Annotated in this window: 15 protein-coding genes; 5 read left to right on the top strand and 10 right to left on the bottom strand. The window is 44.9% G+C overall.

Annotated features, from left to right (window positions below; translation table 11 throughout):
* Positions 1-23 precede the first annotated feature (23 nt).
* Positions 24-371, top strand: a complete 348-nt coding sequence (locus tag P4S58_RS00480) for a DUF3135 domain-containing protein (protein ID WP_042485000.1) — start codon at positions 24-26, stop codon at positions 369-371.
* 67 nt (positions 372-438) lie between these two features.
* Here the strand turns inward: P4S58_RS00480 and P4S58_RS00475 are convergent, their stop codons facing one another.
* Positions 439-867 carry a DUF805 domain-containing protein gene (locus tag P4S58_RS00475; RefSeq protein WP_102962837.1) on the bottom strand — a complete coding sequence of 143 codons (429 nt, stop codon included), beginning with the start codon at positions 865-867 and terminating at the stop codon, positions 439-441.
* A 5-nt stretch (positions 868-872) separates the two neighbouring features.
* Positions 873-1,223 (bottom strand): 5-carboxymethyl-2-hydroxymuconate Delta-isomerase, encoded by a 351-nt coding sequence (locus P4S58_RS00470; protein ID WP_102953954.1) that lies wholly within the window; start codon positions 1,221-1,223, stop codon positions 873-875.
* A 250-nt stretch (positions 1,224-1,473) separates the two neighbouring features.
* Here P4S58_RS00470 and tpiA point away from each other — a divergent pair, with 250 nt between their 5' ends.
* Positions 1,474-2,244 (top strand): triose-phosphate isomerase, encoded by a 771-nt coding sequence (gene tpiA / locus P4S58_RS00465; protein WP_042484993.1) that lies wholly within the window; start codon positions 1,474-1,476, stop codon positions 2,242-2,244.
* A 134-nt stretch (positions 2,245-2,378) separates the two neighbouring features.
* Complete coding sequence (locus P4S58_RS00460; RefSeq protein WP_102962836.1) at positions 2,379-3,743, top strand: MATE family efflux transporter; 1,365 nt, start codon at positions 2,379-2,381, stop codon at positions 3,741-3,743.
* Positions 3,744-3,826: 83 nt separating this feature from the next.
* Here P4S58_RS00460 and rraA read toward each other — a convergent pair whose 3' ends face one another.
* The 7 genes from rraA to priA form a co-directional block, all read right to left on the bottom strand.
* The gene (gene rraA / locus P4S58_RS00455) at positions 3,827-4,354 is read right to left on the bottom strand and encodes a ribonuclease E activity regulator RraA (protein ID WP_102953952.1); all 528 of its coding nucleotides are present in this window, start codon (positions 4,352-4,354) and stop codon (positions 3,827-3,829) included.
* A 75-nt stretch (positions 4,355-4,429) separates the two neighbouring features.
* Complete coding sequence (locus tag P4S58_RS00450) at positions 4,430-5,347, bottom strand: 1,4-dihydroxy-2-naphthoate polyprenyltransferase (RefSeq protein ID WP_042485422.1); 918 nt, start codon at positions 5,345-5,347, stop codon at positions 4,430-4,432.
* A 141-nt stretch (positions 5,348-5,488) separates the two neighbouring features.
* Positions 5,489-6,820, bottom strand: a complete 1,332-nt coding sequence (hslU, locus tag P4S58_RS00445) for an HslU--HslV peptidase ATPase subunit (protein ID WP_102962835.1) — start codon at positions 6,818-6,820, stop codon at positions 5,489-5,491.
* A gap of 31 nt (positions 6,821-6,851) precedes the next feature.
* Positions 6,852-7,406 (bottom strand): ATP-dependent protease subunit HslV, encoded by a 555-nt coding sequence (gene hslV, locus P4S58_RS00440; protein WP_102941223.1) that lies wholly within the window; start codon positions 7,404-7,406, stop codon positions 6,852-6,854.
* Between the two features lie 167 nt (positions 7,407-7,573).
* Positions 7,574-8,116, bottom strand: coding sequence for a cell division protein FtsN (gene ftsN, locus P4S58_RS00435; RefSeq protein WP_102962834.1), 543 nt, complete (start codon positions 8,114-8,116; stop codon positions 7,574-7,576).
* A 112-nt stretch (positions 8,117-8,228) separates the two neighbouring features.
* A complete protein-coding gene (cytR, locus tag P4S58_RS00430) occupies positions 8,229-9,236 on the bottom strand; it encodes a DNA-binding transcriptional regulator CytR (protein ID WP_042484975.1) in 1,008 nt (335 codons plus the stop codon).
* A 310-nt stretch (positions 9,237-9,546) separates the two neighbouring features.
* Positions 9,547-11,748, bottom strand: a complete 2,202-nt coding sequence (gene priA, locus P4S58_RS00425) for a primosomal protein N' (protein WP_102962833.1) — start codon at positions 11,746-11,748, stop codon at positions 9,547-9,549.
* Positions 11,749-11,994: 246 nt separating this feature from the next.
* Between priA and rpmE the strand changes: the two genes are divergently transcribed.
* Positions 11,995-12,213 (top strand): 50S ribosomal protein L31, encoded by a 219-nt coding sequence (rpmE, locus tag P4S58_RS00420; RefSeq protein ID WP_042484967.1) that lies wholly within the window; start codon positions 11,995-11,997, stop codon positions 12,211-12,213.
* A gap of 191 nt (positions 12,214-12,404) precedes the next feature.
* Positions 12,405-13,682 (top strand): malic enzyme-like NAD(P)-binding protein, encoded by a 1,278-nt coding sequence (locus tag P4S58_RS00415; protein ID WP_042484965.1) that lies wholly within the window; start codon positions 12,405-12,407, stop codon positions 13,680-13,682.
* Positions 13,683-13,814: 132 nt separating this feature from the next.
* Here the strand turns inward: P4S58_RS00415 and metJ are convergent, their stop codons facing one another.
* Positions 13,815-14,132, bottom strand: coding sequence for a met regulon transcriptional regulator MetJ (metJ, locus tag P4S58_RS00410; RefSeq protein ID WP_042484962.1), 318 nt, complete (start codon positions 14,130-14,132; stop codon positions 13,815-13,817).
* Positions 14,133-14,245 lie beyond the last annotated feature (113 nt).

The raw sequence follows: 14,245 nt of genomic DNA, 5'->3' as shown, positions 1-14,245 counted from the left end.
TGGGAATCGAAGAGGAGCCTTTTATGCCCCAACCTCAGTCGCAACCATATCAACAAGAACTTCCTCCATTTGACGAACTCGTTGCGTTGGCAAAGCAAAATCCGGAGGCTTTCTCTCAATTCAAACGCCAAATGTGTGAAGAGATGATTTCGTCAGCTTCACTGAACATGCAACAGAGATTACGGGCACAACAAAGTCACATTGATTTAGTTGTAAGCCAGTGCAAAAACCCTAATCACATTAACGTCATTTTGATGCGGGAAATGACCATTCAAATGGTGAAATTCCGTGATGCCTTAGAAGGCGAAGTTTCTCAACAACAGGCTGTTGTCATTCCTTTCAGACGCAACAGTGATGAAGAATGGCGCTAAAAACCAAACACTAAGAATATAAAAGGGAGCCTATGCTCCCTTTTGTTGTTGTTTATTCCAGCTGAAACTAAACAGGCTCTTTGCCAAATCGGTTGTCACCATTGGTGCCTTTCATAAAGCCACACTCAATCAGAATCCAACTGCCACAGATTAACGCAGCGACAGAAATAATGGTTTCATACAACATGGGTTCATTGGCAGTCAGAGCGTTAGCGCCAACAGGCACACTCATACGACCAATAACCAAAGGAATATTCAGCAGTAACCACCAACTGTTTTTGTCTCTGTCATGCCAACGCTTGGCCGTGATCGCTAAATCAGGAATCAATATCAGCAGTAAAAAAACCGGCAAAATCAGCGAAGCCAATCCCGGGAAAAGCCGATTCACACCGACAACAAAGCCAAGGATCATGGCATAGTAGCAACAGTTCCAAATCCAATAAGTCTGGCGTCCTATTCGGCCTTGGAAGGAAAAAAGTAAAGTGGTTATTGGCATCAGTGTTACCCGTTAATGACTTTCATAAAGTAGTCTTTATCCATATCACGAACATCTACCGTCAAACTGTAGATATGACTCGCCTGAGATACCAGCACATCCATGAGCTGTTGTGATAATTCTCGTTTTTGCGCAGGGGTTCTCCCCTCAAGCAACTCAAATTGAACATGGATAAAATCTTCACTATCCGCGACATCACCCACCAACCAATGGTGACATCGTAAAGTGCGAGATTTTACTGAGCTTGTCTCAAAAAGTCCGCTGTTTAATGCTACTTGATGTAAATCCTCAAGCAGTCCCTGAACATTTATTCGCTCTTCAGCGGAGTTGGAGTACTCCAGCACTAAATTGGGCATAGTCACTTCCTTTGTTTATCTTCCACTATAATTGACACTCAGTAATAACAAGGTAACGGGTAAAAACCGAGTATAGACCGCTGATTATGTCAGAGGGATCACGACGAATGAGGTCTAAGCAGTTATCAAGATCCAAGAAAGTCATGACCCTAGTCATGATTTGCTAAATTTTATCTGCTATATTCTGTCGCAATCACATTTCGTTTATATTTTTATAGACTTTCATTTTTTAGATATTGGAGATCTTTCTATGCGTCGTCCTGTCGTAATGGGTAACTGGAAACTAAATGGCAGCAAAGCAATGGTAACTGAGCTGCTAAATGGCCTTAATGCTGAACTTGAAGGTGTAACGGGTGTTGACGTAGCTATCGCTCCACCAGCGCTTTACATCGATCTAGCTGAGCGTCTAATCGCTGAAGGTGGCAACAAAATCATCCTAGGTGCACAAAACACTGACCTAAACAACAGCGGTGCTTTCACTGGTGATATGTCTCCAGCGATGCTGAAAGATTTCGGTGCTACACACATCATCATCGGTCACTCAGAGCGTCGTGAATACCACAACGAATCTGATGAGTTCATTGCTAAGAAATTCGCATTCCTAAAAGAGAACGGTCTAAAACCTGTTTTCTGTATCGGTGAATCTGAAGCTCAAAACGAAGCTGGTGAAACTGAGGCTGTATGTGCTCGTCAAATCAATGCTGTTATCGATGCATACGGTGTTGAAGCGCTAAACGGTGCAATCATCGCTTACGAACCAATCTGGGCTATCGGTACTGGTAAAGCAGCAACTGCAGAAGATGCACAACGCATCCACGCTTCTATCCGCGCGCTAATCGCAGCTAAAGATGCAGCAGTAGCTGAGCAAGTAATCATCCAATACGGCGGTTCTGTTAAGCCAGAAAACGCTGAAGCTTACTTCTCTCAACCAGACATCGACGGTGCTCTAGTTGGTGGTGCATCTCTAGATGCTAAGAGCTTCGCAGCAATTGCTAAAGCAGCAGCGGCAGCAAAAGCTTAATCAAAGCTTTAAAAATACCTAAGGCCAGCATTGCTGGCCTTTTTCATATCCCCGCAACACGCAACCGACTGGGTAGTCCATAACGCCAAGATAGAGTATTCTAGCAACTACTTTATCGCCAACCTGTTGTCTTTATGCACGATAAACACGGCCTGCTTTCTGCGCCCATTCCCACTGTATTGCGTCAAATGACGGTACCGATGATATTCGGCTTAGTTGCGATACTGATGTTCAACCTAGTCGATACCTTTTTTATCTCCTTACTGGGTACAGAAGCGCTGGCTGCGATCAGTTATACCTTTCCGGTCACCTTTGTCGTCAACTGTATTACCATGGGCATCGGTATTGGTTTATCCACCAATATCGGGCGATTACTCGGCCAAGGCTCTGCAAACAATGCTGCTCGCTTCTCCAGCCACGGCATTCTGCTGGCTGTCGTTTTAGTTATCGTCGCCTCTTCAATTGGTTTTATCACCATAGAGCCGCTGTTCTTATTGCTCGGGGCAAAGCAAGAGCTTATCCCTTTGATCGAGCAATACATGCAGGTGTGGTATCTCACGATTCCTCTTTTGGTTGTTCCTATGACAGGGAACAGCGTCATTCGAGCAACAGGTGATACCAAAACACCGGCGAAGATCATGATGTTGGCGGGCATAATCAACGGCGTATTAGACCCGCTGCTTATTTTTGGTTATGGGCCGTTTCCTGAGTTAGGAATCCAAGGTGCTGCCATTTCAAGTGCGTTTTCTTGGCTGGGCGCTCTGATTTGCTCTTTCTATGTGCTGATTAAGCGAGTGAAATTACTCGCTGTTCCGCACTTCCCGAGTTTGTACAAAGATTGGAATCAAATCTTGAAGATAGGGACGCCTGCTGCGCTCTCAACAGCGATGAATCCAATCTCTGGGGCATTACTCATGATGATGCTTTCTAGCCATGGTACAGCGGCTGTGGCGGCTTACGGTGCAGCGCAGAGAATTGAATCGATTCTGATTCTGGTGTTGATGTCTCTGACTTCTTCTCTGACGCCTTTTATGGCGCAGAATCTAGGTGCGAATAACCCCACTCGAAGTTTCGCTGGACTATTCATCAGTCTGCGGTTTTCTCTGCTTTTCCAGTTAATGATATTTGTCATGATGGTGCCGCTAAGCATTCCACTTTCAAAACTGTTTTCTCAAGAAGCAGCGGTTCAGGATTTGCTTTGGCACTACCTGCTCGTAGTCCCTTTCAGTTACGGCTTCCAAGGGGTGGTTATGATGCTTATCTCTGCCCTCAATGCTCTTCATTTACCAATTAAAGCATTCCAGTGGAGTTTTATGCGTCTGTTTGTGTTCACACTTCCAGTAGCTTGGATAGGTTCTGAAATTTATGGCATTGAAGGGCTATTTATCGGGATTGCGGCAGGGAACATTGCGGGTGGATTACTGGGCTATCTCTACGCGCTTTGGCTGAGAAAAACGCATTGCGTTGAAGCTTCGCCAAGCGAAAACTCAGCGTCTTAAAATCTTTTATCGCCGTTAGGCTCAGCGGTAAAACAACAAAGCCGATGCATGGGCATCGGCTTTGTTGTTTTTATCGTTGAAGATTACAAAATATCATCTTCTTCAATAACGTCTTCTTCAGTATCAAGATCGACGTTTAGTGGCTCTTGAGAAAGGATTACGCCAGTATTGTCGGCATACAGGTAGTCTTCAGGCAGGAAAGTTACACCGCCGAAATTCACCGGAACATCCACTTCACCAATACCTTGGCTATTTGCGCCTACTGGAATTGCAGCCATAGCTTGAATACCGATGCTCATGTCTTCCAGTTCGTCCACTTCGCGGACACAACCGTAAACAACGATACCTTCCCACTCATTTTCTTCCGCAAGCGCTGCTAACTCAGCATCAATCAAAGCACGACGCAGTGAACCGCCACCGTCAATAAGCAGCACGCGTCCCACACCATCTTGCTCCAGTGTTTCACGAATCAGCCCATTGTCTTCAAAACACTTCACTGTTGTGATTTGGCCTGCAAACGATGCGCGACCACCAAAGTTACTAAACATAGGTTCTACCACATCAACTTGATCGATGTAGATATCACATAGTGCAGAGGTGTTGTATTCCATAGCCTTGCTCTCTTTACGAAAAGTCTTCCAACGAGTATATCGGGTGATGAAGCCAATGCAATGATACAGCGCAAATTAACTTGTCAGAGTTTGAGCGATAACCACGCCAACAAACAATAAGTTAGTAATCAAAGAACACTTTACTATCACAGGTAGCATAGGTGCGATCTGTGCAGGCTTTTCACTTTGCCACACATCTCGTCCATGTTTCGCCACAAAAATCAGGCTGAGTAAGAACGGCAAGCTAATCCACAGCGGCTTACCTTGCATAAGGAGATAAGCGCCGAAAGCAATCACCGCACCTGATAAAAGCAGGAAGTGATATTTCTTTGCTCTCATCTGCCCTAAACGAACAGGAACCGTGCGTTTGCCACACTCAGCATCATTCTCGATGTCTCGCATGTTGTTGACATTAAGCACCGCAACCGCCATCAAACCACAACCGAGTGACGGTAAAAACAGACTCCAGTCTATATTGCCAGTGTGAAGAAAATATGTCCCAGACACGCCCAGTAAACCGAAGAACAGGAAAACCGATAAATCGCCTAGTCCCAGGTAACCATAAGGTTTGTTTCCGACGGTATAAGCAATCGCTGCCAACATAGCCAGCACGCCTAAACCAATAAATGCAAGGATGCTTTGCAGACTATCCAGAGCATAAAAAACCAGCATCAACCCAGCCACAACCGTCATAAATACATTGATAGCAATGGCTTTCTTCATGTCACTCAAACTCACAGCACCAGACTGTATAGCGCGCATCGGGCCGATACGTTTTTCGTTATCAGTCCCTTTAACAGCATCACCATAGTCGTTGGCTAAGTTCGATAAAATCTGCAATAGAGTCGCGGTCAGCAGCGCCAGAAGAGCGATCGGCAAAGAGAAGTGTCCAGAAGAAAAAGCTAAAGCACTTCCGGTAAAAATCGATACTAATGCGAGAGGAAGTGTTTTCGGTCGCGCAGCATCAAACCATATTTGCAGAGAGTTATTCATGATTATGCTAAGTAGTTCAAACAATGTTGCCAGTATATACCCAAAGCGCATACGGTGTCAGCGGGCTCAGTACCCTTGGCTCAGAACGAGAAATGGCTAGTTGTAAAAAAGCCCGCTTCGATATCAGCGGGCTTTTGGGGTTTACAGAATGAAGCGACTTAAATCTTCGTCGGCAACTAACTCACCGAGTTTGCTCTTCACGTAAGTCGAATCAATGGTTAGCGATGACCCCGACTTATCCGTTGCATCGAATGAGATTTCGTCCATCAGACGCTCCATCACCGTATGCAGACGGCGAGCACCGATGTTCTCGGTAGTTTCATTCACTTGCCACGCAGCTTCAGCGATTTGTTTAATACCGTCTTCGGTAAACTCAACATCCACCTCTTCCGTTTTCATCAGAGCGATGTATTGTTCGCTCAATGACGCTTTAGGCTCAGTAAGTATGCGTTTGAAGTCATCACTCGAAAGCGCTTCAAGTTCGACACGAATTGGCAGACGACCTTGCAACTCTGGGATCAGATCCGACGGTTTTGCCACTTGGAATGCACCTGAAGCAATAAACAGGATGTGGTCAGTTCGCACCATACCGTGCTTAGTAGAGACCGTGCTACCTTCGATAAGAGGCAGTAAGTCACGTTGAACACCTTCACGAGAAACATCTGGACCAGACACTTCACCGCGTTTACAGATTTTATCGATCTCATCAATAAACACGATACCGTTGTTTTCAACGCTGTAGATCGCTTGCTCTTTCAACTCGTCTTGGTTAACCAGTTTCGACGCTTCTTCTTCCGTTAACGCTTTAAAGGCATCTTTGATTTTCAGTTTACGTTTCTTCTTAGTGTTACCCGCTAAGTTCTGGAACATACCCTGTAGCTGGTTAGTCATCTCTTCCATACCCGGAGGCGCCATGATTTCCACGCCCATTTGAGGTACAGCAACGTCTAACTCAATTTCTTTGTCGTCTAACTTACCTTCGCGTAATTTCTTACGGAATACCTGACGAGTATTTGAACTCTCTTCACTTTGCTCAGCTTTGCCCCAAGCGTCACGGGCAGGTGGAAGAAGTGCATCCAAAATGCGCTCTTCTGCTAGTTCTTCAGCACGGAATTTTACTTTTTCAGTCGCTTGTTGATGAGTCAGTTTTACCGCCACATCCGTCAGGTCACGGATAATTGTTTCAACTTCTTTACCTACATAACCCACTTCTGTGAATTTAGTGGCTTCTACTTTAATGAAAGGGGCATTCGCCAGCTTCGCTAAACGACGAGCAATCTCTGTTTTACCTACACCCGTAGGGCCAATCATTAAAATGTTTTTTGGTGTTACTTCTACGCGCAAGCTCTCTTCAAGCTGCATACGACGCCAGCGGTTACGAAGAGCGATCGCTACAGCGCGCTTAGCTTTATCTTGACCGATGATATGGCGGTTAAGTTCATGAACAATTTCACGAGGAGTCATTTCAGACATAATGAATTCCTTTAATTCTAATCACACTGTTTTATGCTTGGTCTTTAGCGATGAGCTCTTGTGGAATTTCCAGCTCTTCGATGGTGTGATGATGGTTGGTGAAGACACAAATATCGCCAGCAATATTTAACGCTTTTTCCGCAATTGAGCGTGCGTCTAAATCGGTATTCTCAATCAATGCAATCGCGGCGGCTTGTGCAAAATTGCCACCGGAACCAATAGCAATTAAATCATGCTCAGGCTGAACCACATCACCGTTACCTGTAATGATCAAAGATGCCGTTTCATCGGCAACCGCCAAAATGGCTTCTAAACGACGTAATGCACGGTCGCTACGCCAATCTTTTGCCAGCTCAACCGCAGCTTTAGTTAAATGACCTTGGTGCATTTGCAGCTTGCTTTCAAAGCGTTCAAATAGTGTAAACGCATCCGCTGTACCGCCTGCAAAACCAGCTAATACTTTATTGTTGTACAAACGACGAACTTTCTTCGCGTTGCCTTTCATTACTGTATTACCGAGCGATACTTGCCCGTCACCTGCGATGACAACTTTATTGTTACGACGTACAGATACGATGGTAGTCACGAGAGGGCCTCTTAATTATTTTCACGATGGAGATGCAAGTTATATGAGGATAAGAGGAAAAAAATCAAGGGAGAGAGAAAGCAAAACGCCCAGATCATTGTTAACTTTTGTCGCTAACTGACTGGGCGTCTTCTAAATTTTTACAGGTCAAATTTCAGTGAAAGAATTTACTGCCGCTCTTTCCAGATTGCGCAAGGCTCGATTTTCGCTCGCTGCAGTTTGTGTTTATCACGTTCAGCATCACGCTTAAACTTGTAAGGACCTAACACAACTCGGAACCAACTGCTGTCTTCTTTCTTACGAATTTTACTGTTGATACCCTGGAATGCGATATCCAGCTTCCGTGATTCTGCTTGCTGCATATTCTTATATGCGCCGCACTGCATGATATATGGAATGTCTGAGACTTCTTGTTCTTTCGGTATCACTTCAATTTCGCGTTTTGGCAGAGTATCCACATAATCCCACTTCTCGGTTGGAGGTGGTGGAATGGTCTCCGTTTTCTTTGGTTTTGGCTTAGGTTCAGTTTTCACCACAACTGGTTTCTTCGGCTCAGGATCATTGCTTAAGGTATATAAACCGTAACCGAGAAGTCCAACTAACACGATTGCAATAAGTCCACTACGCCAAGGTTTACGACGAGATGTTGTTTTCTTAGGGGCCGGCTTTTTCTGACTACGACCGCGTCTTACATAATCTTTATTAGCCACTGGAAATGTTCAATAGTTATAAAATCTGCCCACATGTTAAAGCAGTTTAAAGCGAGTTAACAGAGTATTCAGGGCAGTACTGTCTTTCGTACTGCCATTCATCTTATTAATTTCAGTGAGAACGAGGAGGTGCAGCACTCTCACGCACAATCAAATGGGTTTCTAATAGGCGAGAACCCGCTTGCACGTCATGACCACGCAATAGCTCCAGCATCATTAACATGGCTTGTCGGCCAATTTCATAACGAGGCTGAGAAATCGTCGTCAACGGTGGATCACAGTATTGTGAGAACTGGATGTCATCGAATCCGACCACAGAAAGGTCACGAGGAATACGCAAACCTAAGCGCTTAGCTTCCTGCATGGCACCAATTGCCATAGTGTCGTTGTGACAGAAGATGGCAGTTGGAGCGTCTGGTAATGAAAGTAACTGACGTACAGCCTTCACCCCTGACTCAAAAGTGAAATCACCATAAGTTGTATAAGTCGGATTCATAGTGATACCCGCTCTACGCAGTGCTTGTTGGTAACCTTGATGACGGAATTGGCAAAGTGTCGCACTTTCTGGACCAGAGATTTGAGCAATTCGCTTATGTCCAAGCTGAGTCAAATAATTTACAGCTTCAAATGCAGAGGTTAGGTTATCAATGTGAACCGTTGGTAACTCCAGTTCCGGAGCAAATTCACAAGCCATCACCATTGGTGGAAGATTTTTCTGTTCAGGCTTACTCACATCAAATGGTAAATCTGTACCTAGTAACAGCATTCCGTCCGCTTGTTTGGTGAAAACTAGATTAACAAATGAGCTTTCACGTTTCTTTTGCTGACCACTATCCCCCAGTAAAACAAGATATCCGTGCTCCATTGCCGCATCTTCAATACCACGAATAATTTCTGTGAAATAAGGATCACAAATATCCGGGACAATCGCTACGATCGTTTTCGACTCATTTCGACGCAGATTTCTCGCCAAAGAATTCGGTGAATAGCCAGCTTCTAAAACCGCTTCTTCTACGCGTTTGCGAGTCGAAGACGATACTTTCTCAGGATTCATCAGAGCCCGCGACACCGTCGCGGTCGATACGCCAGCAAGCTGGGCAACATCCTTCATTGTCGCCATGTTAAATAGCCCTCTTTTCTATTCCTTTGTGATGCTTAAGCAAACTACGCTTAAAACACCTTTTGTAATTATGTTAATGGCGTATAAGTTGTGGGATACACACCTAGCCTTCCAGTGAGAAAAATACATTTCACAAAACGAAAACGATTCACTGAGGAAATTGTACCGTTAGTCTATTCATTTCTAAGCAGAAAGTTACGGTCAAATTAACAAATATTGCACTACAAGCGTGATTTTTATCACATTAGAGAATCTTTATATAGTACAGCATATTCAGCTCACTATTTTAAGCCATTATAAACTGCCGAAATTAGCTTAAATCTTGAGGCTCTATGTCCAGAGTCCAACGAACTTTGCTCGCCAACGGCAGCATTGAAATAGCAGGTTTAGCGCTCATCAACAATTTTTGCATCACCGATCGAGCTTCCGTTTGCAAAAGAAGTTGCCAGCGATATTTCCCTGCACGTTTGGCCAAAGGCGCGGGGGTTGGCCCTAACACCATACAGTGTTGATCAAACAATGGATGTGCTTCCAACGTTTGCCGCACCTGACGCAAGAAATCTTCCACCATTTGCGATTGATTCGCTTCCGCTCGGAACAAGGTTAAATACGTGTATGGAGGTAGCATTGCCAGTTTGCGCTCAGCCAAAGCAGTCAAAGCGAAATGGTGATAGTCACGTTGCAGAAGATCCTGCAAAAGACTGTGTTCAGGATGGTGCGTTTGCAATATCACTTCACCGGGTTTACTTGCTCGTCCTGCTCGTCCTGCTACCTGAATAAATAACTGAGCGAGTCTCTCAGACGCTCGAAAATCACTGCTGTAAAGCGAGCCGTCCACATCCAGCAGCGCCACCAAAGTCACATCCGGAAAGTGATGACCTTTCGCCAGCATTTGAGTGCCAATTAAAATCTTATACTCGCCTTTACGTATCGACTGTAATGCCGACTCTAAACTGCCTTTTCGGCGAGTACTGTCTCGGTCAATACGAATGGTTTTGTAATCAGGAAATAGCTCCGCCAGTTGCTTCTCTAACTGCTCCGTACCAACCCCAACGGTTACTAACTGGGTTGAACCACAACTTTGACACTGATGCACAACGGGTCGCTGTGAGCCGCAATGGTGACAGCGCATTTCATTACTGTACTGGTGGAAGGTGTAATAAGCGTCACAACGCTGACAGTCTGCAATCCAGCCGCATTCGTGGCACATCAAAGCGGGTGAAAAACCACGACGATTGAGAAACAGCAGAACTTGGTTACCTGCCGACAGATGACGGCGCATGTCTGCAATCAAAGGGGCAGATAAACCGCTTTCCAAATATAAACCTTTTACATCCAGTACACGGTTGCGAGTGGGTACAGCCACCCCTGCTCGTTCAGTCAGTTGCAAATGATGATATTTACCCGTTAACGCATTATGTAATGTTTCTAACGCTGGCGTTGCAGAGCCTAATACAATCGGAATCTGTTCTTGGTTGGCACGCATCACTGCGACATCGCGAGCATGGTAACGGAGGCTATCCTGCTGCTTATACGAGCTGTCATGCTCTTCATCGACAATAATAATGCCAAGTGAAGCGAACGGCGTTAACAACGCTGAGCGTGTACCTATCACAATCCCAGCGACCTTATCCCGCGCCGATAACCACGCATTCAAACGCTCAGTATCATTAAGCCCTGAGTGCACCACCTCAACCGGCACATTAAAACGCTTTCTAAAGCGGTTGATGGTTTGTGGTGTTAAACCGATCTCCGGCACAAGCACTAGAGCCTGTTTTCCTTGTTCCAGTACAGGTTTAATCAAATTGAGGTAAACCTCTGTTTTACCTGAACCAGTAACCCCTTCCAACAGATAACAGCCAAAACCTTTATTGCTATTAACCGAAGCAATCGCGATAGCTTGTTCTTGGTTTAATTTCGGCTTTTCAACATCCGCTTCAATCTGCTTAGGCCAGGCTTTGAATTGCGGCTTATGCTCACTAACCTCTATCCACCCCTTCTCTTGCAAAGTTTTAAGCGTGGTTGCACTGACTTCTTCTTCTAGCAGTGTAGAGTGAGACACAGGACCAGATGCAAGAAGATTCATCACCTGAGCCTGTTTGAAGGCTCGGCCAAAGCCTTGCATCATTTGATCTCGACCGCTAGGGGTTATCTGCCACTCTTTACTACTGGCAAAATCTGCGGGCTTTCCTTTTCGTAACGCGCTCGGCATCGCATTAGCAAGAGTGTCGCCCAGAGGAAACTGATAAAACTGACTACACCACTTTAAGAGTGAATAGAGTGTATCTGACCACAGCGGTTGAGAATCTAAGACTTCTTTGATCGATTTAAGCTGATCTGCTGAGAACCCCGACTCCTGCGCGAATTCCGTTACAACCCCCACCAATGTTTGACGGCCGAAAGGCACAGATACTCGCCCACCAATAATCGGAAACAGATGACTTGGAATGAGATAATCAAACTGTTTGTCTAACGGTACAGGTAGTGCAACACGAGCTATCGTTGGGCGCATAATTACTTTAGAGGGTAAAAATCAGAGAAAATACAGTCTACTGGATGACGCCGTTAAATTCGAGCAACTAAAGTGGTGAAAATAACAGCGAAAGCGGTTGATCAGTAACTCAGGATTCATTAATATATCGCGCCTTGACGAGACGCTTGTAAGAACGCTCTTCAAGTGTCACCAATTATTTATTAATTTACGTGTGGTGTCCGGCTCAGATTCGGATAGCGACACGGCCTAATTTGAGGTTATCCCATGAAAACTGGTATCCACCCAGAATACAAAGAAGTAAACGCGACTTGCTCTTGTGGCAACTCTTTCGTTTTCAAATCTACTCTAGGTAAAGATTCAATGCACCTAGACGTATGTGACAAATGCCACCCATTCTACTCTGGTAAGCAACGTATCGTTGATACTGGTGGTCGTGTTGATCGCTTCAACAAGCGTTTCGGCGCTCTATCTAGCAAGAAGTAATTTTACTTTACGCAAAGATTTAAAAAAGGACGCTACGGCGTCCTTTTTAGTTTTCGCTTTCTTCAACCAGACACATGTCGAACTCAATAATCTGGTCTTAGGAGCTATATTTCTCACTTATCATAACTATGAAGATCCATTGACATACTCTAGAATGAGTGGCCTTAACAAAAACAATAAGGCTCCACCAAATGTCCAATAATGATCGCCATGAACTCAACGAGGAAGAAGCTTTTCGTCAGCAAGCCCTCGACTACCACGCTCTGCCAATTCCAGGCAAAATTGCCATCGCTCTCACAAAACCAGCAGATTCAGCAAAAGACTTAGCACTAGCCTACAGCCCTGGTGTTGCAGAACCTGTTCGCGAAATCGCACAGAACGTTGATAACGTTTATAAATACACAGCAAAAGGCAATACCGTCGCCGTTATTTCTAACGGTACCGCCATTCTTGGTTTAGGTAATCTTGGACCGATGGCTTCAAAGCCTGTTATGGAAGGTAAAGCTTTGCTCTTCAAACGTTTTGCAAACCTAGATTCCATCGATATCCAAGTAAAACACCGCACTATCGATGAGTTTGTTGATACCGTAGCCAACATTGCCGATACCTTTGGCGGTATCAACCTAGAAGATATTAAAGCACCTGACTGTTTTGAAATTGAACGTCGCCTGATTGAACGTTGTGATGTGCCCGTCTTCCACGATGACCAACACGGTACTGCGATTGTTACGGCCGCAGGCATGCTTAACGCTATTGAACTGCAAGGCAAAGAACTCAACGAATGTACTATTGTTTGTCTAGGCGCAGGTGCAGCGGCCGTCGCGTGTATGGAGCTGCTGATTAAATGTGGTGCTATGCGTGAAAAAATCTACATGCTTGACCGTAAAGGTGTCATCCACACTCGTCGCGATGACATCAATGAATACAAACAGTTATTTGCCAATAACACAGACAAACGTACGTTGGAAGATGTGATTAAAGGCGCTGATCTGTTCTTAGGCGTTTCAGGCCCTAACCTACTGACGGCTGATGAACTCAAATTGATGGCGGATAAACCTGTAGTGTTTGCTTGTTCAAACCCAGATCCAGAAATCAAACCTGCACTGGCCCATGCTGTGCGTGACGATTTGATTATGGGTACAGGCCGAAGCGACTATCCAAACCAAGTTAACAACGTGCTTTGTTTCCCATTTATTTTCCGTGGTGCGTTAGACGTGCGCGCGAAAGTGATCAACGATGAAATGAAACTGGCAGCAGTTGCAGCCATTCGCGAGTTAGCGAAAGAGCCTGTGCCTGAAGAAGTGTTAAAAGCCGCTGGTGTTGATACATTAAGTTTTGGCACAGAATACATTATTCCTAAACCAATGGACCCACGCTTACTTCCTCGTGTGGCAAGAGCTGTGGCTCAAGCGGCTATTGATTCTGGTGTTGCACGTATCGAGATGCCAGAAAACTACATGGCGAACTAGTTTTGAGCCTAGTGGTTTAATTACTCGCTAATGCCACTTGCTAATGCATTGCATCAAAAAAGCCCTGATTCGTATCAGGGCTTTTTATATCTATCTGCACAATTAGGCGTAAAAACAGATTATCGACAACAATTAGTCGTCGTAAGCCTCGAATTCGATACCCATTTCAGTCATTAACGCTTTCACTTCAGCTGGAATATCATCCGGACGGTCTTTACGCAGGTCTTCATCCGTTGGTAGCGGCTGGCCTGTATATGCGTGCAAAAACGCCTCACATAAAAGCTCACTGTTGGTCGCATGACGCAGGTTATTGATTTGGCGGCGAGTACGCTCATCTGTGAGAATTTTCAATACCTTAAGAGGAATTGATACGGTAATTTTTTTCACCTGCTCACTTTTCTTCCCATGCTCTGCATAGGGGCTAATATATTCACCGTTCCAGTCTGCCATTGCGCACCTTCATTGTTCGAATTCGAGTAATAATTCCAAAGGCTAGATTTTAGCGGGATTTACCGCCATAAGCAAAGACATATAGACGTCTAGAAGTGTTGACGTCTTTAAAT

This window comes from Vibrio sp. Hal054 (assembly GCF_037162405.1).
In the GTDB taxonomy this organism is placed as follows: domain Bacteria; phylum Pseudomonadota; class Gammaproteobacteria; order Enterobacterales; family Vibrionaceae; genus Vibrio; species Vibrio diazotrophicus.
Note: the sequence above shows the minus strand (reverse complement) of the source record. Positions and strands in the feature narration are given on the sequence as shown.